The following is a 26,228-nucleotide window of genomic DNA, read 5'->3' as shown; positions in this document are numbered from 1 at the left end:
CGCAGTCATAAATTCTATTATTGTTTAGGTAGAAGTTTTATCCATGAATAGCTCTCTAGTGCAGCTACCGTCGGCGGGGCGGGGTCGTATTGTTGCGGTTGATGTTGCCAGGGCTCTTGCCCTGGTGGGGATGGTTCTGGCTCACCTGTATAGCCCGCACGGGTTGCTGGGAGAGATAACGGAGGGTTTCCCTTCTTCTCTCTTTGCCCTGCTGTCGGGTGTGTCCCTGGCGATTATGGCAGATTCAGCACAGAGAAATAATCTGAGTATTCTGGTTTTTAGGTACCGCACGGTTGTGCGCGGGATACTGCTCCTGCTGATTGGAATGCTTATCGCTCCTTTTGCGGGGGGCATAGAGATTGTTTTGTTTTCCATTGGAGCTGTTTATATTGCGCTTCCCTACGCCCTGGGGCTTTCTAAGCGTGCTCAGCTGGGTCTGACGGCTCTGCTGGCAATATGTTCTGCGGCAATTTATCTGCTTCTGAGCTTTAACCTGATCCCCTACCGGGAGCTTGGTGGATCCTACCCGGTTTTTGCCTGGGCGACCTATGCGCTGGCGGGCGTGGTTTTCTATCGCAGCTTGATGGGACGAGGAAAGCTCGCGCAGAGAGATACCCTGTGGCTGTCCCTGCTCACGGTGGTGGGTTTTGTGGTGACCATCTGGGGCGTGACCCATCGAAGCTGGGCCCCCTACGGTTTACCCTACTGGGTTATCCGGGTGCTTAACCTTGAGGCACATACGGGAAGTTTGGGGGACATTATCTTAACCCTGGCCGGTTCTCTCAGTGTGCTGGGCCTGTGTCTGCTCCTCTTCCGCCTGTCTGTATTGGCCTATATATTCTTCCCACTCCAGGCCCTGGGGTCAATGTCGCTGAGCGCCTATATTGCCCATATTCTCTCTGCGGGAGCCGTGATCTCATCGGTATCGGCTATCCGATACGAGCAAGCAACATGGGCCACCATCGTCTTTTCTCTGGTCATTGCAACGATTATTAAATGCTTTTTCTCTAAAGGTCCGGCTGAGTACTTAATGGCTGAATCCGTTAAGAAACTCACCTCAACAAAAAACTAAGAAAGTAGGAACCGTGAAAAAAACACTTTCAGCTCTTGCTCTTGCCGCAAGTCTCTCATTATCTGCCCTACCCGCCGCGATGGCAATTGATAACAGTAATTTTGCAACTAACCGGGAACAGGCGCAGACTGTGGCTTCTTTTCAGGTGACCAAGGACGGTGACCCCGAGGGCGACTGCACCGCCACCGCAATCTCTCCGCAGTGGGCTGTGACCGCCCACCACTGTGTGCAGGATGCAACAGAGTACGGCGGTAAGCTCCGTTTGGGGGAAGAAGGCAACTACAAGTATTACGATGTTGACTACTGGGAAAGTGCCAAAGACGGCAGTGACCTTGCCCTGGTCCACACCTCTCAGAAAATGGAGCTTGACCACTACGCTGAGGTTGATGACAAGCCTCTGACCCCCGGTGAGGGCGTGCTGTACGGTTGGTCGCCGGGCGGTATGGGTAAAACCGGTAAACTGCCGGAAGCTAAACTTTCTGTTACCCAAGAAGAACTCTCAGAATCCGGCCTGAACGGGGGCTCTTCATCGGGTGAGAGCCCGATACTCTTCACCAACATACCGGGCCAGGCCACTATCCAGCCGGGTGACTCCGGTGGACCATTCTTTAAAGGCAATAAAGTGGCTACCGTCACCACGGGTTCGACTGCTGATACCCCCGGTGCTCAGGCTGTGCTCACCCCGGTGGCTAACCACCACTCGTGGATACAAGAGCGAATAGCTCACGAACCTACCGACCAAGAGAAGGTTCAAGAGCTTGAGGAAAACAAGAAGCGGCAGGAAAGCATGAGCGCAGTAGAGGGTGCGGAGGGCCATGAAGAAGAGGGCGCTGCTGGTGAAAGCAGTGAGCAGGCCGGGGAAACCCAGCAGGCGCAGGCTGCCTCATCGACCGAAACCCCCTCATCGACCCCCTGGATTGTGGGAGGTGTGCTCACGGTCCTTATTCTGGCGGGGTCAATAGCGTTTGCCCGGACGCGTAAACAAAAATAGGGCCTAGCTTGCGTCGGTGCCAAAGAGTAGGCCGAGCAGGTAGGTTACCGCCGCGGCACCCAGCCCGATAGCGATCTGCCTCAGACCCCGCTTGAGCGGTGACGCCCCGGAGAGCAGCCCGACGATCCCGCCAGTTATACCCAGGGCCGCTGAGACCAATACCAGCGAAAGCACGGTAGCCAATACTCCGGTGGCCCCAAAAACAAAGGGAATAATCGGGATCAGCGCACCGGAGGCAAAAAAACAAAATGATGCCGCCGCGGCACCAATATCGGTGCCGAGGGCGGCATTGTTGTTTTCGCCGGTATCCTGCCGGGGGTCCTGCCAAGAGAGTGAGGGGTCGCAGTCGCAGCTGAAATACCCCAGACGCTCCAGGGCTCGATGGTGGGCCGCCTCATGACTCATACCCCGCGCCTTGTAGATGAGTTCCAGCTCATTCTGTTTAATGTCAAGCTGGTGGGCCACGTCGAGGGTCACCTGGGTGGGGGAGGAGGCGTCAAGCATCTCGCGCTGGGACCGTACCGAAACAAACTCACCGGCGGCCATGGAGAGTGCTCCGGCCAGGAGGCCGGCGATACCCGAGAGCAGAACCATCTGCGATGAGGCCCCGGTGGCCCCGATTCCCATAATGAGGGCGAGGTTGGAGACCAGCCCGTCGTTGGCCCCGAAGACGGCGGCACGAAAATTGCCCGAGAGTTTTTCCCTGCCGCTGGTGGAAAGTGCCCGCATGATTTCTTCGTGAATGGCCTCGTCGGCGGCCATGGCTTGGGTGGCGTCGGGGTCTTCGGCGTAGGGGGAGCGCTGTTCGGCTCTCTGGGCCAGGGCCAGCACGAAGACGGTGCCGAAATGTTTGGCCAGGAACTGGAGGGTCCGTGCTGATAGCGAGGGTTTAGGTTCGGGTTCGGCGTGTTGGCCTAGTAGGGTTCGCCAGTGGTTTTGGTGGCGGTGTTCTGCCTCTGCTACCCGGTGTAGAATTTCTGCCTCATGTCCGCTGGCTCGTTCCGCCAGGGTTGCATATAGTGTGGTTTCGGCTATTTCTTCTGCCAGGTAGCGCCGCCAGCGGCGGATCTGGGAGGTGGTGGGCTCCATGCGGTTACCTTATCGTGGGCCGGTTGCTGTGATTGAGCCGCGTGCCGGGCGGGTGCGGCCTCCCACAAGATTCTAGACTATGTGCCGGGTTTTACGACGCCCGCCTAAGCTCGTGCAGGACAAGCCGGGGAATCACAAGCGGTAGCTGATTCGTTGGGAACAAAGTAAGCAACCAAGGTTGTGGATATGAGAGCCAGATACGTAGTTTCAATGGTGTTGGGATAAATTTGACGAAACGTGGATAAAAATACGTGATTTCGTTAGGACTCTTCTGTAAAATTATGATCTGTATTATTTATAAAAATAAACAGCTCTCTAGGGTAAGATAAAGAGTTTTAAGAGGGGGTGGAAGTTTAGTCTGAATGATTGATTTCGACTCGTATATGATCAAGGAGTCAGATTGAGCGAAGAGTTATTATATCTTAATATTTTATTAATTATCCTGGGCTTACTTTGGGTGACGGTAGCATTTTATTCAACGAGAAAAGGTGCAGGTGAGTTTTCTTTTATGGGAGTCACAACTCCAGAGACGACAAAGTCTCCTAAGGCGTGGATGGAGGCTCATCGGTCGATTAAATTCCCCCTGATTATTTTTGGTTCATTGATGTTGTTATCCGGTGCTTTGCTTCTGGTTTTATCACATATAAGCGGTTTGACTTCTATTAGTATAGGCAGGTTTGCACTTTTTACCAATGTGCCTTTCGTGATTTATTGCTACTTTAGGGCAAATGGTGTTGCGAAAAAAATTAATCATTTATGATGTATCTCAATCTTTGAGATTTGGTTTACTTATAGCCGCTGTTCGTGTTTGGAAGGGTAGTGATTTAAGCCGGTTTGATGGGGTACTAAAAAATCAGCGTAAGCAGAGCCCCGGTGGTGAGTCTGCGCCGTAGCAAGATCTGCTATACCGTCGCGGTAAGCTCGTGCAGAGCAAACCGGGCCGCTAGATAGCCGCTCATACCGTGGACCCCTGGCCCAGGCGGGGTGGCTGCCGAGCAGAGGTACCAACCCTTTCTGGGTAGGCTCCAGGGTGCGGCGGCTAGCCTGCTCGGTAGAGTAAACGCCCGGGAAAGAGCCTGCCACCGGGGACTGGCTGCGCCCGTCTGCGGGGTTTCTGCGCGCAGAGTTCCGGAAGTGAGAAGCTGCCAGCCCCGTAGGGCACCGGTGGAAATGTCACCGCCCACATAGTTGGGGTTGTAGCTGGCGAATTCATCTGCCCTCCTACTCGTGGAGGCGAGCACGGTAGCTGAGAAGCCGGGAGCAAAGCGTTCGATTTCTGCCGTGATAATTTCGACCGGGTCCGCAGGCGAGTTGTTGGGCACGTGGGCATAAGCCCATACGGTGTGCAGCCCGGCCGGTGCCCGAGAAGGGTCGAAGAGGGAGGGCTGAGAGACCAGTACAAAGGGGTGCTGGGGTAGGTAGCCGCTATTGACCGCTTCTTCTGCCGCGGAAACGGCAGACCAGCTACCGCTCAGGTGCACGGTGCCGGCTTCACGTAGTCTTGGATTACTCCAGGGAATCGGGGCACTGGTCACGAAATCGGCTTTTGCTGCCCCCGGCCCGTACCGCCTGACCGGTGGTTCCCGGTGGGGGCTGGCAGCCCGTGCCGCGGTCTCTACGTCCGTATCCCAGAGAACCAGATCTGCACCCCGGAGTTCGTCGGGAAGATCGTGTGGGGCGACCGCTGTATTGCATGAAACGCTGCCGCCGTGGGAGCGGAGTGTTGTGAGGAGGAAATCGGCAATGTTCTGGGAACCGCCCCGGGGGATTTTCCAGCCGCTGGTGAGGCCCACCCCGCCCAGGAGTAGGCCGGTTCCCAGGGCCAGGGGGTGGAAGGGCGGAAGCATGGAGTGGGCGGCAACACCGGCAAAAGAAGAGGTCAGGCGGCCACAACGATGCGTGAAGCGGTGGCTTTCTGCGTGATGGTTCGACACTGCCTGGGCCCAGGGTTTGGGAGGGCTGATAAAGTCTACTTCCCGGTGGAGCCCAATACCGCGGAAGAAGGGAGAGGCAAGGGCTAGGGGGTGCACCGCCGAGCAGTGATCGTGCAGGGTCCCGTAGCGGTCGTGACGAAAAGAGCGCAAACCGCCGCCGGGTGAGGGCGCTGCTTCGAGCACTCTCACCCGCAGACCGGCCCGGGCCAGAACAATAGCCGCGGACAGCCCGTTGGGACCCGAACCAATAATAAAGGCTGTCCGCACTAGGATCCTTTGTTGGGTTTATTAGGTTTATGGAAAATAAAATATGAAGGTATAGCAGTAAGTATAGCTGCGAATATAGCACGTGACAGTGGGTGCATATCCCAGCTTTGCACAACCCCAAGGAACATGAGAAAAACAGCTGTCGTGGCAAATACCGCAATAAATTTTTCAAACACTTTCATAGTCCCACCTCTTCTTTGCGGTTAATTTTCCGGCACCGTTGTTACCCGCGAACCCGGTCACGTAGCCGGATGGAGGGTTGAGTGGCACATTCTTGAGAGCCTGCGTCTCTCCAAAAGAATGGGTAATCTCCTGTAGAGATATATTCATGAAAGCTCCTTTGCCTCAGAAAGAATCCAGTAGAAATCGCGTTCTTTACTTTCCTTATCACGGGTAAAAGTCTGCTACCCGGTGCGTTCAAGTGAATACGCATATTTTTTAGTAAGTACCTTTATGGCGGTGGGCGATAGAATATTTTACCGGTTGCCTACGAGTCTATTTGTCAGTATACTGTGCGTCAAGAGTTTTTTGAAAATTTCGTCAAGAATTTTTAAGAATCCGCACATCGGTGGCTGACTCGACCTGCTTTCCGGGTCGCGCCGGGCAGAGAAAAGCGTCCGTCGGCGGGGGCCTAACGGACGCTTTCTCTCTATCTTTGCCTATAGGTGGTGCGGTGCGGTCTCTTAAATATCGCCCTCTGCGTTTTCGAGGTGGGCGCGAACAAACCACTGGAATTTTTCCAGCTCCGCGGTCTGGCCGATCAGCAGGTCCTCGGTCACGGGATCGATGTCGCCTACCTTAGCGATAGCCGCGCGGTGATCCTCAATTACACCGGTGTAGACCTCGTTGAGAGCCTTCAGGTGAGTCTGGGTATCTGCCCGGCCCACGGAGTAGTCGCTCCAGGAGCGCTTCTTCACCAAATCGCCGGGAGTGCCGTTGGGGGAGACCCCCAGGGTGGCCATGCGCTCGGCGAGTTCGTCGGCAAAATTACGAACCTGGTCAATCTGCGGGTCAATCATCTCGTGAACACTGATGAACGAGGGGCCGATAACGTTCCAGTGGGCGTGCTTGAGTGAAAGTTGAAGATCGTTCATGGAGTGCAGGCGAAGCTGCAATATTTCTGCTACCTGGTGTCCCGATGACTCGGTGAGACCGGGGACGGTAAAGTTTGCTGCTTTGGACACGGATTTTCCTTTCCTTGTACTGCGGTGTTTGGGGCGGAGATAAACGGTGACTACCGCTGTGGGACCTCCCCGCCGGTAGTTATTAGTTTATCAAAATAAGAGCCCAAAAACCAGCTTTATTTTGAGTTATTCAAAATAAGTATTTCCTCAAGGGTAAGCCTGTCGTGGCTAATTCGTAGGTTACCCCTACCTTCGGGAACCGGAACCTCGCCCGGTAAAACAATAACCTTCATCCCCGCCTCGGTGGCACTCTGTACACCCGAGGGTGAGTCCTCAACAGCAATGCAGTGGGTGGGGTCAACCCCCAGCGCCTCTGCCGCCAGAAGATAGGGCTGCGGATGCGGTTTGGGGTGGCTGGTTTGCTGATCGCCGATTACGGCCTGAAAAACGCCGGGAGCCTTAGAGGCAGTATTCTCCGCCACCGCGGTGGTGGCATTGGTGACGATTGCGGCCGGTATACCCGCCTCGCGCACCTCGGCAAGCAGCTGCGGAATACCGGGTAGAAAGTCGTAGGTGGACTCGGAAAAAGCCTCCCGCATATAACCGATGAGTTTCTCTTCGATGTCGGAAAGCGGTAGATCTACCCCCACCTGCTGGAGCCTTTCAAGAGTAACTTGAATAGAATAGCCCAGAACGGCGCGGGTGTCCGCGGTGGTCCAGGTGGCTCCGTGCTCTTCACTGATTTTCTGCTTTGCCCTCTCCCAGATGGGCTCGGTGTCAACAAGGGTGCCGTCGTGGTCAAACAGAATGGCCGCGGGTTTTTCGATGCCAGAATCGGTGAAGCTCATAGAACCACCCTACCGCGAACCGGCACGTTTAGGATTATCTTGTGAGCGTCAAACAAGCTATTCCCCAAACCTTGGATCGTCCCGCACCGAGGGGCGGTATCTTTACCCGAGCGGCCCTGCACCTCTCGGTGCCGGGGGCGGTATTTTCTGCACTGTGGATTACCGCCGGCCGAATACTCTTTGGTGCTGGCGGCGAGCTGGTGCCGATTTTTGCGCTCACCTTCGGGCCGCTACTTTTAGCGGTGCTACTGTGCGCCGCCTTCTATAGCTACCGGGACGCCCGGCGCTACCGGCCGGGTGCGGGTACAACCCCGATGATCGCCTACCTTCAGGTGACTGCCTGGCTGATGGCTTTTATTTTTGGTCTGCTCTGCCCCGACCGTATTGGCGGGCGCACGGTCTCGGCAGCGGCCAACCTGCTGGGAGAGGATTTTATAGGGCTCTCGGCGGGGTTCGGAAACACCTTCGGGATACTCACCTTTGTGGCCGCGTTTGCGCTGTTTTTTGTGGCGCGCGGAGAAGAGGCGCGTTCTCGCAAGCTCAGCGCCGGCATCACCGAGGAAAAAGAAGAGGAGCTTGCCCGCCAGCAGAGCGCATACGACTTCTTGGGCGACTAGTCCGATGTGGTCGGTATGTTTTGGGTGCGCTCCGGCGCCCTTGAGTGTGTGAAGGTGTTTGCGCGGGGCAAGAAAAAGGGATAATCTATATCCATAGATATTAAATATCTATCTCATAGCATTCAGGAGAAACCCCATGACAACCACCCACGTTCTACTCGGCGGCAACGGATACCTCGGCCGCGAAGTCACCCGCCAATGGCTCGCCGCAGACCCCCGGGCTCATTTCATCGCGGTCTCAAGCTCCGGGGCCAATCGGCTTACCGACCCCCGAGTTACCACCATCACCGCAGACGCTACCAGCTATGACTCTCTTGCCGCAGCCCTACCCGAGCACATCGACACGGTCGTCAACTTCCTCGGCCGCCCCGGCAAAAATGACGAAGACAATCGCAGTATCAATATCCTTCCCGTGGAGAACATGCAGAAACTTGCCGCCGAACGCGGTGCCACTGCTCTGGGATACATTGGTGGTAGGCTCGGCCCCAAAAAATTTACCGCCACCAAGGCCGATATGATCGACCAGCTGCGTTCGGGCGACCTCCCCGTCGCCGTGGTTGAGCCCACCCTTATCTACGGTGGTGGACGCTCCGACGCTATGGCCAGAATGGTCCCCGTCTTCAAATTCCTTGGCCTTTTCTCCGCTACCTTCAAACCCGTTGAGGTGGATGAGGTGGCTCGCGACCTCGTAGCCCAGCTCACCCGCCTATACCGCTAGGGATTCTCATGAAGATGAACCGCAGTACCGAGCAGGCCCTCTTTGTCTTGCTCGTGCTTGGCTCCCAGGAGGGGCATGCCCCCGTCAAAAGCGGAACCCTGGCCCGTGTCCTCGATGTTTCAGACTCCTACCTTAAAAAAATCCTCAAACACATGGCGAGCACCCGGCTTATTCGGTCCCTGCCCGGCAGGGACGGCGGCTACCAGCTTGCTCGCCCGCTTGCGGATATCACCTTCGCCAATGTCTTTACCTCCCTTGAGGGGTTTGAGGCCCCCTCTACGGCGGCACTGCTGGCTCGCGCTGTCTTTGAGCCGGGCCAGCACCTTGAAGAGAGTCTGGAGAGGGTGACAACTACTTTTCAGGATGCGGCCCGCGCCTTTGAAGATCGGCTGGGCGCCCTCACTCTCGACCAACTTCTCACCCCCGAGGCCCTGGAAAAGGGAGCCGTTGACTGGGTGTCACACGCAGCTGGCAAACCGCCGAAACGGTAACAGCAGCCATGTCACAGATAACTATTAGCCGCACCTACCCGGCGCCCCCGGATCAAACCTTTGAGTGGTTTGTGGACAGCACCAACTACACTGCCTCACTCATGGTTGCCAAGGTGACTCTCGGTGATCCTGTAAAGCCCCGGGGTCTAGGGGCTGGAAGTCGACGCACTATCTACATGCTCGCCGGAATCTACCGCGAGCAGATAACAGAAATTACTCTCGATCGGTCCATCACCTACCGCGTGGAATCCTCCGTTCCTCCGGTCATACAGGACTTTACTCAAGTCAGGTTTTCTTCACTACCCGAAGGTGGCACCCGGGTTGAATGGGAAATTCATATTGATGTCCCGATTCCTATCCTGCGCCCGCAGGTATCTGCGCTGGCCTGCCGTATTGCGGCTAGACTCTACTCCACTGTTATGAAAGCCGCCAGTCGTAGTCTCGGGTAAATCTCGCCGTTTAACTGCGGGCGGCGGTTTGTGGTCAATCTATGCGGATAAATTTGTGGAAAATAATGTGTCGGTTTCTTGTCAACCTGGGTTGAGTGATATAGACTCAAGTTAGTTATTCTGCTTGGGCGCATGGTGAGGTGGGAAGAACCTGCCGCAACACTCGGCCCGGGCCTCACAGAGAACGTTAGACACAGAGATAGGGAGAAAAATATGGATGCAAAATTTACCACCAAATCGCAAGAAGTTATCAGCAGCGCAAACATGAACGCGCAGACCGCCGGCAACCCCAGTATCGAACCCGCCCACCTGCTCAAAGCCCTCATAGACCAGCGCGAAAGCGTGGCGGTTGCGGTGCTCAAGGCCGCCGGGGTAGATATCGAGGCGGTTTCGACAGCCGCCTCCGGCGAAATCTCAAAACTGGCAAAAACCAGCGGGGCCAGCGTTAACCAAGCACAGTTCAGCCGCGACTCGCTGCGCGCCCTACAAACCGCCCAAACCAAGGCACAGCAGTTCGGAGACACCTTTGTGTCAACCGAAATGATTCTGCTGGGCCTTGCCTCCAACGACGATTCCACCGCGCGAGCCCTAGCAGCGCTGGGGGCCGGTGCGCAGACCATTGAAGAGACCATTCCGCAGGTAAGAGGAGACCGAACCGTGGACACCCCGGACCCCGAAGGCACTTTCCAGGCTCTTGAAAAATACGGTACCGACCTCACCGCGGTAGCCCGTGCGGGTAAACTTGACCCGGTGATCGGCCGCGACTCAGAAATACGACGAGTGGTTCAGGTGCTCTCGCGGCGCACCAAAAACAACCCGGTACTCATCGGTGAACCCGGCGTGGGTAAAACCGCCGTGGTCGAGGGGCTTGCCCAGCGCATGGTCTCCGGCGACGTGCCCGAATCTCTGCGCGGTAAAACCCTCATCAGTCTCGACCTCGGCTCCATGGTCGCCGGCGCTAAATACCGCGGTGAATTTGAAGAACGCCTCAAAGCCGTACTCGACGAAATCAAAAAATCTGAGGGGCAGATCATTACCTTCATCGATGAGATTCATACGGTGGTGGGAGCCGGCGCCTCCGAGGGTTCCATGGACGCCGGTAACATGCTCAAACCCATGCTGGCCCGCGGTGAACTGCGCCTGATCGGTGCAACAACCCTCAACGAGTACCGCGAAAACATCGAAAAAGATGCCGCCCTGGAACGCCGCTTCCAGCAGGTATATGTGGGGGAGCCCAGCGTGGAAGATACCATCGGTATTCTGCGCGGTCTCAAGGAGCGTTACGAGGCCCACCACAAGGCAGCTATTGCGGACTCAGCCCTGGTGGCGGCAGCCAACCTCTCCAACCGCTATATCCCCTCGCGCCAGCTGCCGGACAAGGCGATTGACCTGATCGACGAGGCGGCCAGCCGACTGCGCATGGAAATTGACTCGGCACCCGAAGAAATAGACATGCTCCGCCGGCAGGTAGACCGGCTGACCATGGAAGAGCTGGCCCTCAAAGATGAAACCGACCCGGCCTCCATTGAGCGCCTGGACAACCTGCGCGCCGAGATGGCCGACAAGAAAGAAGAGCTTGACGCCCTCAACGCCCGCTGGGAAGCAGAAAAGGCAGGACTCAACCGGGTAGGAGATATTAAAAACCGGATCGACGAACTGCGGTCCCAGGCAGAGGTTGCCCAGCGGGAGGGAAACCTGGGCGAAGCTTCACGTATCCTTTACGGAGAAATTCCGGCCCTGGAGGGCGAACTGCACGATGCGCAGAAAGCTGAAGAAGACAAGGCCGGCACGGAAAGTATGGTCTCAGAAGAGGTGACCGCCGATGATATCGCCGAGGTGATCTCCTCCTGGACGGGCATACCCGCCGGTAAAATGCTTCGGGGAGAAACCGAGAAACTCCTGCACATGGAAGAGGAGATCGGTAAGCGTCTGATCGGGCAGAAAAAGGCGGTTGTTGCTGTTGCCGACGCTGTGCGCCGCTCCCGCGCCGGGGTCTCCGACCCCGACCGCCCCATCGGATCCTTCCTTTTCCTGGGCCCCACCGGTGTCGGTAAAACGGAGCTGGCCAAGGCGCTTGCCGAATTCCAGTTTGATGACGAGCACGCCCTGGTTCGTATCGATATGAGCGAGTACGCCGAGAAGCACACCGTTTCCCGCCTGGTCGGTGCCCCTCCCGGATACGTGGGCTACGACCAGGGCGGTCAACTGACCGAGGCTGTACGCCGCCGCCCCTACTCGGTGGTGCTCCTCGACGAGATTGAGAAGGCTCACCCCGATGTCTTCGATATTCTGCTACAGGTACTCGACGACGGCCGGCTGACCGACGGGCAGGGCCGCACCGTGGACTTCCGCAACGTGATACTCATTCTGACCTCTAATCTGGGGTCCCAGTTCCTGGTGGACCAGGACCTGGGCCAGGAGGAGAAAGAGAAAGCGGTCATGAATGTGGTGCAGGGGTCCTTCAAACCGGAGTTTTTGAACAGGCTCGACGACATTGTGATGTTTGAACCCCTCAGCGTTCAGGACCTCTCACGGATTGTTGATCTGCAGATCGCCTCCATGGCCCAGCGCCTGGAACCGCGCAGGATCAGCCTGGACGTTACACCGGCGGCCTCCGAATGGCTGGGGCTGACCGGGTACGACCCGGCCTACGGTGCCCGCCCGCTACGCCGCCTGGTGCAGACCGAGGTGGGGGACCGCCTGGCCCGCGGTATTCTCTCGGGAGCAATTCACGACGGAGACACGGCCCGGGTAGATGTCAACCCCGATGTCACCGCCGACGGCCTGGTGGTTACCGCCCTGGAACAAGAGGACCGAGACTAGACCGGGGAAGCCCCCTCACGGGGCGGGGCTACCTTCACTCAGCCCCGCCCCTGTGAGGAGTGCGAGGAGGCCTGGGCGAGCAGATTCTCGTGGGTTCTGCTCAGAGGCTCAACAAGCGGCTCAAAAATTTCGGGGACGTTAACAAAGGTAAAATCACTGAGATTATCGCGCCCCAGCGTGTAAAGAATATGGGGTAGAAGGGGCCTCATCTCCAGGCCCGTGAGCACCTGCTCAAGCTGCTCAGCCGCCAGGTTACCCCCGTGGAAACCGTAGGCAAGGATTTGAGCCGGCTTCCCCTTCCACTCCAGCGAAAGAAAATCGATAGCGTTTTTTACCACCGCGGGGTAACCGTGGTTATACTGCGGGACGACAAAAACAAAACCGTCGAAAGAGTCGATGGTCTGTGCCCATTTCCGCGTGTGTTCGTGCTGATAGTTCTGCATACGGGGCGGGTAGGGTTCATCGAAAAAAGGTAGGTTCACCTCGCGCAGATCGATATAGGTATACCGGGCTCCGGGGTGGGTATTGAGCTCGTCGGTTACCCAGCGGGCCAGCTGCTCACTCAGCCTCCGGGGCCTGGTGGAACCGCCGATAACAGCAATCTTCTTCATGGGGACCCTTCCTATACCTGCTCTTCTAACCATCTATCCAGCGAAGGCTCCAGAATGAGGGCGCTATCGGGAGCATAAAGACTGCCGTCCTCAAGTGCCGGCAGTGGTGCGGAGGTGGCCACCACGGGGCGAGAATCACCGCGGGCCTCCAGGACAGAGCAGGTGAGCTGGGGAAGGGTGAGCTTGTGCGGGCCGGCTACGGTAATTACATCTTCACCGCGGACACCCTCGGCTGACCCCACCAAAAACCCCGCCACAGAGTCCATAGCGGCAGGTTGAATAGCCCAGTTTTGTACCCGCACCTCCGAGTCGGTTTCCACCGTCGCCGCCGGGTTAAGGGCAAACTCAAACCACTGCACGCTGCGCACCACGGTTGCGGGCAGACCGGAGCCCAACACCATATTTTCTTGTTCATAGCGAGAGAGGTAGAAGGGAAACCGCTGTAGGCTCGGCTTCTGCACCCCGTTAATGGAGAGCATAACCAGCCGCTGCACACCGCATTTTTGTGCCGCGGTGAGAAGATGATCGGTGGCCTGCAGAATAGGGGTGCGGGTGTCTTCGGCAAGAGGATCAACCACCTGCGAAACGTCGATGAGGGCATCAACACCGGAAAGAGCCCGGCTAAGACCCTCACCGGTTAATAAATCAATGCCGCCACTCCGCGATAACTCAACCACTCGGTGCCCCCTTGCCCGCGCAATCAGGACCACACTTTTTCCAATAAAACCGGTCGCCCCGGCAACAGCAATCGTAGACATACCTACGAGCATACGTTATTTGAAATAATAGAACCCGTGAATTTTGAATCCTCCCCCCGAGCCTCAAACTACGCAGGGGACCGGGAACCCCTGGACAGACCCGACATAGCGGCCGCCCACCGGTCTGCGCTGCGCTCCATTCAGCGGGTAGTCGAGGAGACCGCCACACCCCAGGACCCGGACACGGCCCGCGCGGGAATTGCCGATATGCTCTCCCGCGGTAAGGTGCTGCTGGTTACCGGCGCCGGGGTTTCCACAGGATCGGGTATACCCGACTACCGCGGCCGGAACGGCTCCCTCAAAGACCACCGCCCCATGACCTACCAAGAATTCCGCTACGATGACAGCGCCAGACAGCGCTACTGGGCACGCTCCTACGTCGGCTGGCGGCGCATGAGACGTGCGGAACCCAACGCCGCCCACTACCTCATTGCCAAGCTGGAGGCCCGCGGTAGCCTGGCCGGGCTGGTCACCCAAAACGTTGACGGGCTACACCAGCGGGCCGGCTCACGCAAGATGGTGGCCCTGCACGGAGACCTGGGGCGGGTTATCTGCCTCATGTGCGGAAAGCACGAGGACCGCGCACAGATGGATCAGCGCATGGAGGCAGCCAACCCCGGCTACCTGGCCCGGCTCGACAACCAGAAACTACGGGTCAACCCCGACGGCGACGTGAACCTGGCGGACTCCCTCATCACCGAATTCACCATGGTGGGCTGCACCCGGTGCGGCTCAAACAGGCTTAAACCCGATGTGGTCTACTTCGGTGAAAACGTGCCCCAAGACCGCAAGGCACGCGTGCAAGAAATGCAGGAAAAAGCCCGCTCCCTCCTGGTGGTAGGCAGCTCTCTTGCCGTGATGAGCGGTTTCAAACTGGTGCTCGACGCCGCCAAGAAAAACCGGGAGATCGGCATCATCAATGGCGGACCCGGCCGGGCCGACACACGCGCCACCTACCTGTGGCGAACCGACACAGCCGCGGCCCTAGCCCAGCTCATCTAGGGCAGAAACAGATATCTCGACCCAAAAATTGTTTTCATAACTGAGCACTAAGCTGGTCATAGGTTCTACACAGCAAATGAGAAGAATCTGGATATTAGGCAACCATTTGCAGCCAGACCCCTAGAATTCGGAGAACTTCTCACATGGACAACTTTTTCATGATGCTAGCCCTCGACCTCGCAGCAATCCTCATCCTCTGCACCATGTACGTGACCCGACACCGCCGCCGCGACCTGGTGGTCTCCTACCTGGTGATCAACGTCGGGGTCTTTGCGGTAACCGTGGCCCTGGCCAACGCCGACGCCACCAGCGCCGGAATGGGCATGGGGCTATTCGGCGTGCTCTCCATCATCCGCCTACGCTCCACCGAGCTCGACCAGCGAGAAGTCGCCTACTATTTTGCTGCCCTAGCTCTGGGTCTACTCACCGGTATCGGCCTTGAACCCGTGAGCATGGCGGTAGTACTTGTGGCACTGATGCTGCTGGTCATGCTGTGCGTTGACTCCGGCAAAATCCTGGCCAACCTGCGCTCGCAAACCGTCACCGTAGACCGTGCGATCAGCGATGAAGCGGTGCTCAAAATCTACCTGCAAGACCAGATTGGCTACGAAATCGTGACGGTCAACGTGAGCGAGCTCGACCTGATCAACGACAAAACCGTGGCCGATATCCGCTATAACGCCGACAAAAAACTACGGCAGAACTCCCGCACCCAGCACGCCGCCGCACCGCAGGTGTAACGGACGGGCTAGAAAAATTTTTAGGGTCATATCTCTGCCCTAAGTCCGCCACAGCTGAGACATAGCTTCGACCACCAGACTTAAAACAAGAGACACATGCTTAGCCCACCGTGCAGCACAACCACACCAAAGAAAGTAGACACATGAATGCCACCGCAGTTCTAACACGGAGACAGCGTTCCGCCCAGACCCCGGCTCTGGTAGCCCCATTCTGGCCCGGTATCAGCCTGGGTGAGCTCAACGCAAAAGCCGCCATGCAGACCAGGACAGACCGCAAGTACATTGTGGACGCCAACTATGCGGCCCGGGTGCTGGCAACGCTTCCAGCCCGGGCGGCGGTGCTGACCATCGACGGTTCGCGAGACTTCGCCTACGATTCGGTCTACTTCGATAACCGGACTCTGGACAGCTACCGGTTGGCCGCCCACGGCAGACGTAACCGGTACAAGATCCGTACCCGCACCTACGTCGATACCGGGGACACTTTTCTTGAGGTCAAAACCGAGGGGGCGCGGGCGGCCACGGTTAAAGAGCGGATCCCCTACCCTCGGGCGGACCGTGACCGTCTCAACACCGCGGGTGCGGACTACGTGGAGGAGGCCCTGCGCGGCATGATCGACTGCCCGGCAACCGAGTTTCAGCCGGTACTGGCCACCGCCTACCGACGCACCACCGTTTTTCTACCCGCCAGCGACACCAACCCGGTGGATTCGCGCATGACCATTGACACGGGCCTGGTGTGGACCCCCCTGAGCGCGCTTGCTCTGACCCCCAATTCCCGATTTGAGGTGGGGGCAGGCTATACCGCCGAGGGCATGGTTATCATCGAAACCAAATCTTCAACCGCCCCTTCGGTAGCCGATAAGCACCTGTGGCGAGCCGGAGTCCGCCCCAGCAAAATCTCAAAATTCGCCACGGGCCTGGCAGCCCTCAACCACCGGCTGCCCTCAAACAAGTGGAATAGGACCATTTCCCGAAACCTCAACCTCCAGCCGGTGGACACCGAATCCGGTGCCACACTGACGAGTCACAATTACGCCGCCTAGGACGGCCCCGGACAGTACAGAGAACCCCAACAGGAAAGAGAATATCAGTGAGATTCAACCATAAAATCACCACGTCGGTTACCGCGGCAGCGCTCATAGGGCTGGTGGGCCTTACCGGCTGCGCCTCCGGCAGCTCGACCAGCGCGAGCGCCACGGCATCGACCGGTACCGCCACTACCACCACCTCCGGCAGCACCGCAACCGAAACAGGGGCCAGCACTATCAAGTACGACACCCACTACGACAGCGATGACCTCACCTGGGACGACTCGTCGGTGACCACCGTTGATCTTTCCAACCCTACTTCCGGCGACGGCGTAACCGTTGACGATAACGCGATCACCATTACCGCCGCCGGTAACTACCGCCTGACGGGCACCCTGACCGACGGGCAGGTCGTGGTCAACGCCGGCGACAACGATACAGTGAGGCTGATCCTCGACAACGCCGCAATCACCAACACGGACGGCTCAGCGGTAGACATTGAAAACGCCGACGAGGTAGTCATCTACACCGTATCGGGCAGCACCAACAGTATCTCTGACGGCTCAAGCTACGCGGCGGCAACCGATGAAGACCCCGATGCGGCTATCTTCTCCCGCGCCGACCTCACCCTGGCCGGAGAGGGCACCCTGAAAGTGTCCGGGAATTATAACGACGGTGTAGCCACCCGCGACGGCCTGGTGATCGCCTCGGGCACCCTGGAGGTCACCGCCCAAAACCACGCGATCAAGGGCAAGGACTACGTTGACATAATCGACGGTACGGTGACCGCGACCGCCACCGGGGGAGACGGCATCAAGTCGACCAACTCCACCGATGAAGAGCGCGGCTGGGTGCGCCTCTCCGGCGGTACCGTGACCATTACGGCAGCCGACGACGGGTTCAAGGCCGAGAAAGAACTCGAAATCAGCGGTGGGGCTCTGACCGTCACGCAGTCAAACGAGGGTATCGAGGCCCAGTACATTACGGTGAGCGGCGGAGAGATAGCGGTAACTTCTACCGATGACGGAATCAATGCCACCGTGCCCGATACCGATGAGACCGGTGAGGAAAGTTCGACAGACACCGGCATGTTTTCCGGTGGCCCCGGGGATACCCCGCCGAACATGAGCGGAAATGCCCCCGCAGATATGGGCGGCCAGGCACCGGCTGACATGGGCGGCGGTATGGAACAGGTGGAAGACGCTTCCATCACCATCACCGGCGGCAGCCTGAATATCACCGCCGAGGGTGACGGCTTTGATTCCAACGGCACCGCCTCCATGAGCGGAGGAGTTCTCACCCTCAACGGTCCGTCAAGCGGCGGCAACGGTGTCTTTGACACGGCCGGCGAGTTTACGGTGACCGGTGGCACTATTGTGGCCGGTGGTACCTCGGATATGTTTGTTGCCCCGAGCAGCGACAACCGGGGATACATTGCAACCACCAACCTGTCCTCAACCTCAACCGGGGACACGGTGACGGTGGTCGATTCCAGCGGTAACACCGTGGCAACCTACACCGTCACCGATAAAGGTACCCGGCTTTTCTTTGCCACCGCAGAGGGGATCACCCCGGGCGGCACCTACACGGTTGAGGTCAACGGCAGCGAGGCAACCACCGTCACCGCTTCCTAGTCGCGAAGGAGGCGGCCGGTGCCGGTTTCCCACCGGTGGGAAACCGGCACCGGGCCCCCGCCCCGTCGCCGACACCCGTGTAACGAAACACATAAAAAATGGTATGGAACAGTCGCCGCGCGGTGGCGGTACCGCAAATATTGGTCAACAGTCCCAAGAAATCTCGGATAGGGAGAAAACATTCTGCATACATTGCAAAAAACATGTACCCTAGACACGGAAAGACTGTAAGAATTCCGGTGGCTACGGCACGGCGGCAGGTCGGCTGTAGACGGAAACGATGGATAAAGAGGGGGTCACGCCATGGGGCGCGGCCGTCAAAAGGCTAAAGCAACACGGCAGGCTCGGGAGATGAAATACTACAGCCCCGAGACCGACTACTCTGCGCTCGAACGCGAGCTCAGCGGAGCTAAGAAGAAAAATTCATCTCAACCAGCCTCGAACTATCGCTACGATGACGAGGACGACTATTCGGAGTATATCGACAAATACGCCGATAAGTATGCGGATGAGGACTAGGGGCTAGACCACCCCTGTACCTCCGGCGCAGGCATGACAGCCCGAGCACCAGTGCACGGGCTGTTTTTGCGTCCCCAAACACCCCCGCGGTGGGCCTCCCGTCGCCGGGCGACCGCGGCACAGGACAGTCACGGTTCTCCTCTGGAGAACCGTGAGGCTAGAGCAGTACCGCCGCACCGCCGTCCACGCCCTTGGCCCCCTGCACATAGTCGGGGCTGTGGGCATGACCGCCGTCATCTTCGGCGACACTACCCAGAATCCAGGCCGGCACCCCGCGCCGATTGAGACGGTCAACCGCCGCCTCCACAACCTCGGGGGCAACCACCGCGACCATGCCAACACCCAGGTTGAGGGTGCGCTCCATGTCGGCCCGCGGCACCGAACCCAGGTCACCCAGCAGCCGGAAAATCGGTGGCACCTGCCAGCTGGAACGGTCCACCAGCGCTACGGTGCCCCGCGGCAGCACCCTCGCCAGGTTAGCGGCAAGCCCCCCGCCGGTCACATGCGAAAACCCGCGAACACCCCCGCCAGGGGCGTGATCCGGGAACGCCTCGATCATATCCAGGCAATCGGCGGTGTAGATGCGGGTGGGCTCAAGCAGCTCCTCGCCCAGGGTGCGGCCAAGCTCGTCAACGTGACGCTCTAGGCCCCAGCCGGCCACATCAATAACCCGCCGGACCAGGGAGTAGCCGTTGGAATGAATCCCGGAGGAGGCCATGGCCACCAGCATGTCGCCTCCGCGCACACGGTCGGGACCCAGCAGCTCGTCCGCCTCAACAATACCGGTGGCCGCCCCGGCCAGATCGTATTCGTGCTCGGACAGAAGACCGGGGTGCTCTGCGGTCTCACCCCCCACCAGCGCGGTGCCGGCAAGCGAGCAGCCTTCGGCGATACCGCGCACAATATCGGCAATCCGCTCGGGCACCACCTTGCCGGTGGCAATATAGTCGGTCATAAACAGCGGTCGGGCCCCGGTCACCACGATGTCGTCAACCACCATACCCACGAGATCCCGCCCAATGGTGTGGTGAATATCCAGCTCCTGCGCGATCGCCACTTTGGTTCCCACACCGTCGGTGGAGGTCGCCAGGTAGGGCCTGCGATAGCCGGAGAGTACCGAGAGGTCAAAGAGGCCGGCAAAACCGCCCACTCCGCCCACCACGCCGGCACCGTGGGTCGCCTGCACAGCACCCTTCATGAGCTCAACGGCGCGGTCGCCGGCTTCCACATCAACACCTGCTGAGGCATAGGTTACTTTCTTGGACTCGCTCATGGTTGGTTGCTCTCCTCGGCGGTAGCGGGCAGGGAATCGGCGGACACAGTATCTTGGGGCAGAATAAAATCCTCCAGCTCGGTATCGGGGCCGGGATTACACTGCCCCGGCGGCTCAACCTCAGAAAAACGCGGGGGAACCTTACAGTCAAAATCTTTGCTACCGGACCGGGTATCAATAGAGACGGCACGGGCGTTTTCGGGTTTGTGGGCGACCGGACGCTCGGCGGTTACCTCTGCGATAGAGCTGGACAGCGGGCCGCCGGTATCGCTACCGGTATCAAAAAGGTTCTTCCCGATCCTCTTCGGGATAGGAATCGGGTAATTCCCGGTGAAACAGGCGGTGCAGAGGTCAGACCGCGGCTGGTTGGTGGCGGCTATCATGCCGTCCTGAGAGATAAACCCCAGCGAATCAGCACCCAGAGACTGACCGATCTCTTGAACGGTTAGACCGTTGGCAATCAGCTCCGATCGAGACGCGAAATCGATCCCGTAAAAGCAGGGCCACTTGACCGGGGGAGAAGAAATACGCACGTGCACCTCGGCGGCACCGGCCTCACGCAGCATACGCACCAGGGCCCGCTGAGTATTACCGCGCACAATGGAATCATCGACAACAATCAGCCTCTTACCCTCCACCACCGATTTGAGCGGGTTGAGCTTTAGCCGAATACCCAGCTGCCGGATAGTCTGAGAGGGCTGGATAAAAGTTCGGCCCACGTAGGCGTTTTTGACCAGGCCATTACCGTAGGGGATACCGGACTCCTCGGCGTAGCCGATTGCTGCCGGCACACCCGATTCGGGGGTGGGCATCACCAGATCAGCCTCCACCCGGTGCTCACGGGCCAGCTGCCGGCCCATCTCCACGCGAGACTCGTAAACGGAGCGTTTGCTAATGGTGGTGTCGGGACGCGCCAGGTAGACGTACTCAAACACACAGCCGGCAGGCTGCGACCGGGCAAAACGCCATGAGCGCAGACCGCCGTCCTCATCGATAGCGATAAGCTCACCGGGCTCAATTTCGCGGGCAAAAGCGGCACCCACAATATCGAGGGCGGAGGTCTCTGAGGCCACCACCCAGCCGCGGTCAAGCCGGCCAAGGACCAGCGGGCGCACTCCCTGCGGGTCACGGGCGGCGTAGAGGGTGTTTTCATCCATGAAGGTGAGGCAGAAAGCTCCTTGCAGGGTGGGCAGCAGGTCCAGCATCGCCTCGTGGAGAGAGCCAAACTCGTGGTTTTCAAGCAGGGCGGTGACCAGGGCGGTGTCGGTGGTGTTACCCCGGGCGATCTCACCGCGGTCGGGTGCTGCTCCGGCATTCTTATCGAGCACCCGGTCGTAGAGGTCTGCCGAGTTGGTGATGTTGCCGTTATGGGCCAGAGCCAAGGTGCCGTGAGGTGTTGCCCCCAGCGTGGGCTGGGCGTTGGCCCAGTGCGAGGCGCCGGTGGTTGAGTAGCGGCAGTGCCCCACCGCCATATGCCCGCGCATGGAGTTGAGCGTGGGCTCATCAAATACCTGGGAGACCAGCCCCATATCCTTGTAGACGCTGATACGACTGCCGTCACCGGTTGCGATACCGGCTGATTCCTGGCCCCGATGCTGGAGGGCATAGAGGCCGTAGTAGGTAAGTTTTGCCACATCCTCGCCGGGGGCCCACACACCAAAAACGCCGCATTCATCTTTGGGTCCGTGGTCGAGGGGGTCGAGGTCGTGCGATAGTTTTCCGTCAGGACGAACCAATTCTTGCCATCTTTTCGAAAGGTAGGGGTGCAATTTTACTGTCTGAAGCCGGTTCCTCTGGGTGTTGCGAACAGAGTTGAACCGAGACCTACAGCAAGTCTAACCGATACACCGTTATAAGGTGTCTGCGGGGTCGTCACCGGGGATAGCGCGCACGGTCTCGGAGCGCCGTAGTGAGCGGCGGTCGATGAGCAGGGCGAGGGCCAGGGCAAGAGCGGCGCCACCGGCGGACAGCGCTACAGCGAGCACACCAAAGACAGAGAAGGTCGAGTACTCCTGAGTGTAGCGGTCTACCGGTTCCCCGCCGCTGAGCAGCCCCTCAGGCCAGGGTGCCAGGCTGAGTGCGGCGGCAAGCAGGACACCGGCGAGAGCGCCGGTGATACCGAAGGCGAGGAGGGAGGGGGCCCTGCGCAGGGTCATGAGCTGGCCGCTGTCCTCTGCGGGGGAGCGGCTCGGTTGCTGGGGGTGCTGGGACTGGGTATTCATCGTTTACCAGAATACAGATAAAGCCGGTGTTCGAGCAGCAAAGGGGCACCGACAGGCCCGAAGGCTAGTGAGCCACCGGGCCCCGGCTATGTGCCCGCACCGTCGCTAGAGCAGCGGCATCTTGTCGGCCAGGTTGGATCTGGCCCCGGAGGCTGAGATTTTACCGGCCGCCGAGTCCCAGGGCAAAAAACCGAGCGCCACCGAGCACCAGGTGAAGGCATCGGTCTCCACCACACTGGGCGGGGTGCCCCGCCTGTGATGCGGGCCGGCTACACACTGGGTTACCCCGTAGGGAGGTACCCGCACCTCCACCGAGTTACCCGGTGCTAGAGCGGCCAGTTCTTCAAGAAGGTAGCGGACCGCTGTCGCCCGGGTAGCCCTGGGCAGGGTAGCAAAGGCAGAGTCCGCCTCGGCTGTGGCGAGGGCAGAGCGCACCGCGTCGATAGCCGCGGTGCCGTCGCGGTGAGAAATTTTTCTGCGGGCTACCATCTCAGCTATCCGCTCCGGTGAGTGAGGAGATCAGCTCCGAGGCATCGACGCCAAGCCCGATAGACCCCACGGGTCTGCCGGCCCCGGCCACCGGGCGCACGGCCAGTTCGATACCGCGGGCAGCGGTTTCGGGGTCTATGTAGCCGCAGGCCTCAAGCAGGCTCAGGGCGATCAGCGCGGTGGGGCGGGACGAACCGTCGAGCACCTTGACCACCGCGGCTGCTCCCGAGCGCAGCCCGATAGCCAGCACCCCCTCCGCGCCGTTCTTGACCACGCCGTTGAGCAGGGTCGAGAGCAGGGTGGCCGGGCGGCCGGGCCCCTGCACATACTCGGGGTAGTCGACCATGGCGGTTGCTACGGTGGCCAGGCGGGCATCGGCGTGCACGTTGTCAATTCCGGCCCCTAGCGCCGAGTAGACGCGGGCCAGCCCCAGCACAGAAAGAGCCGGCGCGGGGGCCCCGCACCCGTCGATACCCGTGAGCGGCGGCTCTTCGCCGGCGAGTTCCACCAGAGTCTCCGCCGTGTATGTGTGCAGGGGGTGGTCGGGGCTGAGGTAGTTCTCGGTATCCCAGCCCGACTTGGTGCAGCCCCACAGCATGGCGGCGTGTTTGCCCGAACAGCTGTGGGCCAGCCGCTGCTTGCCGCGGTGGGCGAGGATAAGGGCGCGGTGGGTTTCCTCATCTTCCGGCCAAACGGGTGGGCAGGCCAGGGAGTCTGCGCCGAGAGAAGCCTCGTCGAGTATGGACTGGGCCACCCTCATGTGGTCCAGGGAGCCGGTGTGGGAACCGGCGGCCAGGGCTATCTGGGCACCCTGAAGTTCAGCACCGGCCCGCATAGCCGCTATGGCCTGCACCGGTTTGAGCGCTGATCGCGGATAGATGGGCGCGGCGGGGTCGCCCAGGGAGGCTACAGGGTCACCGGCGGGGGAGAGCACCAGCGCCGTACCGGCATGACGGGATTCAATCAGGCCGCTGCGGGTGACGGTTGCTAGCTCGGCAGCCTGCGACAGGTCAAGAGTCTGCATACAGAACAGTATTTCACAGCGCTGTAGGCCGCCGCCGCTGGCGCGGTTTTTTCGTGGTTTTGGCCGCGGACATGGGTGTTGTTAGCCCGTCCGCTGAGCATCAAAAGGGGGCCTATCCGGTAGCCTTGAAGAATGAAGGTTTTGGTACTTGGTTCTGGCGGGCGCGAGCACGCAATTATTCGAGCACTTCTCAAGGACCCGAGGGTGCTCCAGGTGCACAGCGCCCCCGGCAACGCGGGGATCGCCGCTGATGTTCCGGTCCACGATATTGACGCGGCCAGCCCCCAAGCGGTGACAGCCCTCGCCGGGGACCTTGAGGCTGACCTTGTGGTGGTGGGCCCCGAGGCGCCGCTCGTTGCCGGTGTCGCCGATACCCTGCGGGCTGCCGGCTTTGCCGTTTTCGGCCCCGACGCAGCGGCCGCTGCGCTGGAGGGCTCAAAAGCTTTCGCCAAAGAGGTGATGGCGGCAGCCGAGGTACCCACGGCTATAGCGCGGGTGGCCACCACCATCGACGAAGCCGCGGAGGCCCTGGACTCTTTTGGCCCCCCCTACGTCGTAAAAGACGACGGTCTGGCTGCGGGTAAAGGCGTGGTGGTGACCGAGGACCGCGATACCGCTATCAGCCACGCCAGGGCCTGTTTTGACGCGGGCAGCTCGGTGGTGATTGAGGAGTACCTCGACGGCCCCGAGGTTTCACTCTTTGTGATTTCGGACGGTACCCGCCTGGTGCCGCTGGCACCGGCCCAAGACTTCAAGCGCATATTTGACGGCGACACCGGCCCCAATACCGGGGGTATGGGCGCCTACAGCCCGCTACCCTGGCTACCCAAAAATTTTGTTGACGAGGTGGTTCAGCGGGTTGCCCGCCCCACCGTGGTCGAGATGGCCCGCCGCGGGACCCCGTTTGTGGGGCTGCTCTACTGCGGGCTGGCCCTTACCCGCCGAGGTATTCGGGTCATCGAGTTTAATGTGCGTTTTGGCGACCCCGAAACCCAGGCTGTGCTTGCCCGCTTGCAGAGCCCGCTGGGGCAGCTGCTGCTGGATGCCGCCCGCGGAGAACTGGACCCCGATACGGTCCTTGCCTGGGACCCTCGCGGCGCGGTGGACGTGGTGATGGCCGCGGCAAATTATCCCGACCGGCCGGCCACCGGGGACCCCGTGGCCGGTGTGGATGCGGCAGCGGCTCTCGACGGGGTGCAGGTGCTGCACGCCGGTACCCGCACCGTTGGCGGGGCGACGGTAACTTCCGGTGGCCGGGTACTCGCCGTCCTGGGGCTGGGTGACACCCTGGGTGAGGCTCGCAGCCGCGCCTACTCGGGTGTGGCACAGATCTCGTGGCCGGGTGCGCAGTACAGAACAGATATCGCCAAGGAAGCGGCAGAGGGCAGAGTGAGTGTCCCTTCAACCGAGGTGTAGACCGTCTCGGTGGCTGTCATCGATAGGGTGTCAGCTGCCGCTTGTGTACCCAACCTTTTGACACACCCTAAATCTATTCATCCAGACACAGGAGAATCATGAGCGCTCAGCAGCCCCCCCTCGATATACCCGGGTGGACCCACATTTACCGAGGTAAAGTACGAGACCTCTATGTTCCCGAGGAGGAAAGCCTTGACCCCACCGGTGTCTCCCTCAGAGACGATGCTGAGCTGCGTGCCGGATCCGTGCTGGTGGTTGCCTCAGACCGTGTGAGCGCCTTCGACCGGGTGATCCCGACCGAGATACCCGATAAAGGCAAAATTCTCACCCAGCTATCGCTGTGGTGGTTTCGCCAGCTCAGCGGTGTGCCCAACCACGTGCTCTCTACCGATGTTCCCGAGCCGGTGGCCGGTCGCGCCATGATTTGCAGGTCTTTAAATATGTTTCCCGTGGAGTGTATTGCCCGCGGGTATCTTACGGGGTCGGGTTTGCAGGCTTACCGGCAGAGCGGCGGTATTGGCGACATTAAGCTTCCGCCCGGCCTGGTTGACGGCTCCCGGCTTGAGGCACCCATTTTTACGCCCACCGGTAAAGCGGAGATCGGTGAGCACGATGAGCTGATTACCTATGACGAACTCTATGCCGAGGTGGGCCAGCCTATCGGCGAGCGTCTGCAAGAACTCACCCTTCAGGTGTATTCGGCCGCCGAGGATATTGCGAGGGACGGCGGAATTATTATTGCCGATACCAAGCTTGAGTTCGGCACCGATTCCTACCGCGGCGAAATCACGCTGGGGGATGAGGCTGTTACCCCGGACTCGTCGCGTTTTTGGGATGCGGCAGACTACCGGCCGGGGAGCCCCCAGAAGAGTTTTGATAAGCAGTTTATTAGGGACTGGCTGAAATCTCGGGAGTCGGGCTGGGACGGTGTGGGTCCTATCCCCGAGCTGCCGGCAGACATTGTTGAAAAAACTCGCCAGCGCTACGCCGAGGCCTTTAGGCGTATCACCGGCCAGGACTTTACCGCCTAAATCACCGGCAACCTACCCGACAGCGGTAAAAGGGGGGGTGGGGGCAACCGGGTAC

The 26,228-nt window shown here is 59.5% G+C and carries 28 protein-coding genes; 15 read left to right on the top strand and 13 right to left on the bottom strand.

The genetic code is table 11. The features are described 5' to 3' along the window. The first annotated feature begins 43 nt into the window (after nt 1-43). Nucleotides 44-1,072, top strand: a complete 1,029-nt coding sequence (locus ACS1BR_RS06050; RefSeq protein WP_463561060.1) for a hypothetical protein — start codon at nt 44-46, stop codon at nt 1,070-1,072. A 13-nt stretch (nt 1,073-1,085) separates the two neighbouring features. After that, nucleotides 1,086-2,063 (top strand): trypsin-like serine protease, encoded by a 978-nt coding sequence (locus ACS1BR_RS06045; RefSeq protein WP_463561059.1) that lies wholly within the window; start codon nt 1,086-1,088, stop codon nt 2,061-2,063. A 3-nt stretch (nt 2,064-2,066) separates the two neighbouring features. Here the strand turns inward: ACS1BR_RS06045 and ACS1BR_RS06040 are convergent, their stop codons facing one another. Next, nucleotides 2,067-3,152, bottom strand: a complete 1,086-nt coding sequence (locus ACS1BR_RS06040) for a VIT1/CCC1 transporter family protein (protein WP_463561058.1) — start codon at nt 3,150-3,152, stop codon at nt 2,067-2,069. 400 nt (nt 3,153-3,552) lie between these two features. Here ACS1BR_RS06040 and ACS1BR_RS06035 point away from each other — a divergent pair, with 400 nt between their 5' ends. Next, entirely contained in the window at nt 3,553-3,912 is a 360-nt protein-coding gene (locus tag ACS1BR_RS06035; protein WP_463561057.1) for an SdpI family protein, read from the top strand. Between the two features lie 142 nt (nt 3,913-4,054). Here ACS1BR_RS06035 and ACS1BR_RS06030 read toward each other — a convergent pair whose 3' ends face one another. The 5 genes from ACS1BR_RS06030 to ACS1BR_RS06010 all read right to left on the bottom strand — a co-directional run bounded on the left by ACS1BR_RS06030 (nt 4,055) and on the right by ACS1BR_RS06010 (nt 7,325). Beyond that, nucleotides 4,055-5,353 carry a phytoene desaturase family protein gene (locus ACS1BR_RS06030; RefSeq protein ID WP_463561056.1) on the bottom strand — a complete coding sequence of 433 codons (1,299 nt, stop codon included), beginning with the start codon at nt 5,351-5,353 and terminating at the stop codon, nt 4,055-4,057. Beyond that, the gene (locus tag ACS1BR_RS06025; RefSeq protein ID WP_463561055.1) at nt 5,353-5,535 is read right to left on the bottom strand and encodes a hypothetical protein; all 183 of its coding nucleotides are present in this window, start codon (nt 5,533-5,535) and stop codon (nt 5,353-5,355) included. The genes ACS1BR_RS06030 and ACS1BR_RS06025 overlap by 1 nt, the downstream gene beginning before the upstream one ends. Beyond that, nucleotides 5,522-5,683 carry a hypothetical protein gene (locus ACS1BR_RS06020; RefSeq protein ID WP_463561054.1) on the bottom strand — a complete coding sequence of 54 codons (162 nt, stop codon included), beginning with the start codon at nt 5,681-5,683 and terminating at the stop codon, nt 5,522-5,524. Before ACS1BR_RS06020 ends, ACS1BR_RS06025 begins: the two co-directional genes overlap by 14 nt. 353 nt (nt 5,684-6,036) lie before the next feature. After that, nucleotides 6,037-6,537: a Dps family protein gene (locus tag ACS1BR_RS06015; protein ID WP_463561053.1), complete on the bottom strand. Its 501-nt coding sequence runs from the start codon at nt 6,535-6,537 to the stop codon at nt 6,037-6,039. 116 nt (nt 6,538-6,653) lie between these two features. Further along, nucleotides 6,654-7,325, bottom strand: coding sequence for an HAD family hydrolase (locus ACS1BR_RS06010; protein ID WP_463561052.1), 672 nt, complete (start codon nt 7,323-7,325; stop codon nt 6,654-6,656). Nucleotides 7,326-7,366: 41 nt separating this feature from the next. On the opposite strand from ACS1BR_RS06010, the gene ACS1BR_RS06005 reads away from it, so the two are divergent. From ACS1BR_RS06005 to clpB, 5 genes are all read left to right on the top strand, one after another. Next, a complete protein-coding gene (locus tag ACS1BR_RS06005) occupies nt 7,367-7,942 on the top strand; it encodes a hypothetical protein (protein ID WP_463561051.1) in 576 nt (191 codons plus the stop codon). Nucleotides 7,943-8,078: 136 nt separating this feature from the next. Next, entirely contained in the window at nt 8,079-8,660 is a 582-nt protein-coding gene (locus ACS1BR_RS06000) for an NAD-dependent epimerase/dehydratase family protein (protein WP_463561050.1), read from the top strand. An 8-nt stretch (nt 8,661-8,668) separates the two neighbouring features. Beyond that, complete coding sequence (locus ACS1BR_RS05995) at nt 8,669-9,151, top strand: RrF2 family transcriptional regulator (RefSeq protein ID WP_463561047.1); 483 nt, start codon at nt 8,669-8,671, stop codon at nt 9,149-9,151. Between the two features lie 8 nt (nt 9,152-9,159). Continuing rightward, the gene (locus ACS1BR_RS05990) at nt 9,160-9,600 is read left to right on the top strand and encodes an SRPBCC family protein (RefSeq protein ID WP_463561045.1); all 441 of its coding nucleotides are present in this window, start codon (nt 9,160-9,162) and stop codon (nt 9,598-9,600) included. A 213-nt stretch (nt 9,601-9,813) separates the two neighbouring features. Beyond that, entirely contained in the window at nt 9,814-12,423 is a 2,610-nt protein-coding gene (clpB, locus tag ACS1BR_RS05985; protein WP_463561043.1) for an ATP-dependent chaperone ClpB, read from the top strand. Between the two features lie 38 nt (nt 12,424-12,461). Here clpB and ACS1BR_RS05980 read toward each other — a convergent pair whose 3' ends face one another. After that, nucleotides 12,462-13,034 carry an NADPH-dependent FMN reductase gene (locus tag ACS1BR_RS05980; RefSeq protein WP_463561041.1) on the bottom strand — a complete coding sequence of 191 codons (573 nt, stop codon included), beginning with the start codon at nt 13,032-13,034 and terminating at the stop codon, nt 12,462-12,464. A gap of 11 nt (nt 13,035-13,045) precedes the next feature. Beyond that, nucleotides 13,046-13,792, bottom strand: coding sequence for an SDR family oxidoreductase (locus ACS1BR_RS05975; protein ID WP_463561037.1), 747 nt, complete (start codon nt 13,790-13,792; stop codon nt 13,046-13,048). Between the two features lie 36 nt (nt 13,793-13,828). Between ACS1BR_RS05975 and ACS1BR_RS05970 the strand changes: the two genes are divergently transcribed. The 5 genes from ACS1BR_RS05970 (at nt 13,829) to ACS1BR_RS05950 (ending at nt 18,718) form a co-directional block, all read left to right on the top strand. Further along, entirely contained in the window at nt 13,829-14,794 is a 966-nt protein-coding gene (locus tag ACS1BR_RS05970) for a Sir2 family NAD-dependent protein deacetylase (protein ID WP_463561035.1), read from the top strand. A gap of 143 nt (nt 14,795-14,937) precedes the next feature. Next, nucleotides 14,938-15,534, top strand: coding sequence for a DUF4956 domain-containing protein (locus tag ACS1BR_RS05965; RefSeq protein ID WP_463561033.1), 597 nt, complete (start codon nt 14,938-14,940; stop codon nt 15,532-15,534). Nucleotides 15,535-15,677: 143 nt separating this feature from the next. Then, a complete protein-coding gene (locus ACS1BR_RS05960; RefSeq protein WP_463561031.1) occupies nt 15,678-16,580 on the top strand; it encodes a polyphosphate polymerase domain-containing protein in 903 nt (300 codons plus the stop codon). 47 nt (nt 16,581-16,627) lie between these two features. Further along, entirely contained in the window at nt 16,628-18,199 is a 1,572-nt protein-coding gene (locus ACS1BR_RS05955; protein ID WP_463561029.1) for a carbohydrate-binding domain-containing protein, read from the top strand. A gap of 303 nt (nt 18,200-18,502) precedes the next feature. Beyond that, nucleotides 18,503-18,718 carry a DUF3073 domain-containing protein gene (locus ACS1BR_RS05950; protein ID WP_463561027.1) on the top strand — a complete coding sequence of 72 codons (216 nt, stop codon included), beginning with the start codon at nt 18,503-18,505 and terminating at the stop codon, nt 18,716-18,718. A gap of 157 nt (nt 18,719-18,875) precedes the next feature. Here the strand turns inward: ACS1BR_RS05950 and purM are convergent, their stop codons facing one another. The 5 genes from purM to ACS1BR_RS05925 all read right to left on the bottom strand — a co-directional run bounded on the left by purM (nt 18,876) and on the right by ACS1BR_RS05925 (nt 23,726). After that, entirely contained in the window at nt 18,876-19,991 is a 1,116-nt protein-coding gene (gene purM, locus ACS1BR_RS05945) for a phosphoribosylformylglycinamidine cyclo-ligase (protein ID WP_463561025.1), read from the bottom strand. Further along, entirely contained in the window at nt 19,988-21,727 is a 1,740-nt protein-coding gene (purF, locus tag ACS1BR_RS05940; RefSeq protein ID WP_463561023.1) for an amidophosphoribosyltransferase, read from the bottom strand. Before purF ends, purM begins: the two co-directional genes overlap by 4 nt. Before the next feature lie 114 nt (nt 21,728-21,841). Continuing rightward, nucleotides 21,842-22,213: a hypothetical protein gene (locus ACS1BR_RS05935; protein ID WP_463561021.1), complete on the bottom strand. Its 372-nt coding sequence runs from the start codon at nt 22,211-22,213 to the stop codon at nt 21,842-21,844. Between the two features lie 105 nt (nt 22,214-22,318). Then, nucleotides 22,319-22,702 (bottom strand): sterol carrier family protein, encoded by a 384-nt coding sequence (locus ACS1BR_RS05930; RefSeq protein WP_463561020.1) that lies wholly within the window; start codon nt 22,700-22,702, stop codon nt 22,319-22,321. A gap of 1 nt (nt 22,703) precedes the next feature. Then, a complete protein-coding gene (locus tag ACS1BR_RS05925; protein WP_463561018.1) occupies nt 22,704-23,726 on the bottom strand; it encodes an asparaginase in 1,023 nt (340 codons plus the stop codon). Nucleotides 23,727-23,858: 132 nt separating this feature from the next. On the opposite strand from ACS1BR_RS05925, the gene purD reads away from it, so the two are divergent. Beyond that, nucleotides 23,859-25,142: a phosphoribosylamine--glycine ligase gene (purD, locus tag ACS1BR_RS05920; protein WP_463561016.1), complete on the top strand. Its 1,284-nt coding sequence runs from the start codon at nt 23,859-23,861 to the stop codon at nt 25,140-25,142. Between the two features lie 98 nt (nt 25,143-25,240). Continuing rightward, the gene (locus tag ACS1BR_RS05915) at nt 25,241-26,173 is read left to right on the top strand and encodes a phosphoribosylaminoimidazolesuccinocarboxamide synthase (RefSeq protein WP_463561014.1); all 933 of its coding nucleotides are present in this window, start codon (nt 25,241-25,243) and stop codon (nt 26,171-26,173) included. The last annotated feature ends 55 nt before the right edge of the window (nt 26,174-26,228 follow it).

The sequence above is a fragment of the Rothia sp. 18CD1-1 genome (assembly GCF_055285355.1).
The sequence above is the reverse complement of the archived record's forward strand: the minus strand, read 5'-3'. Positions and strand labels throughout refer to the sequence as shown.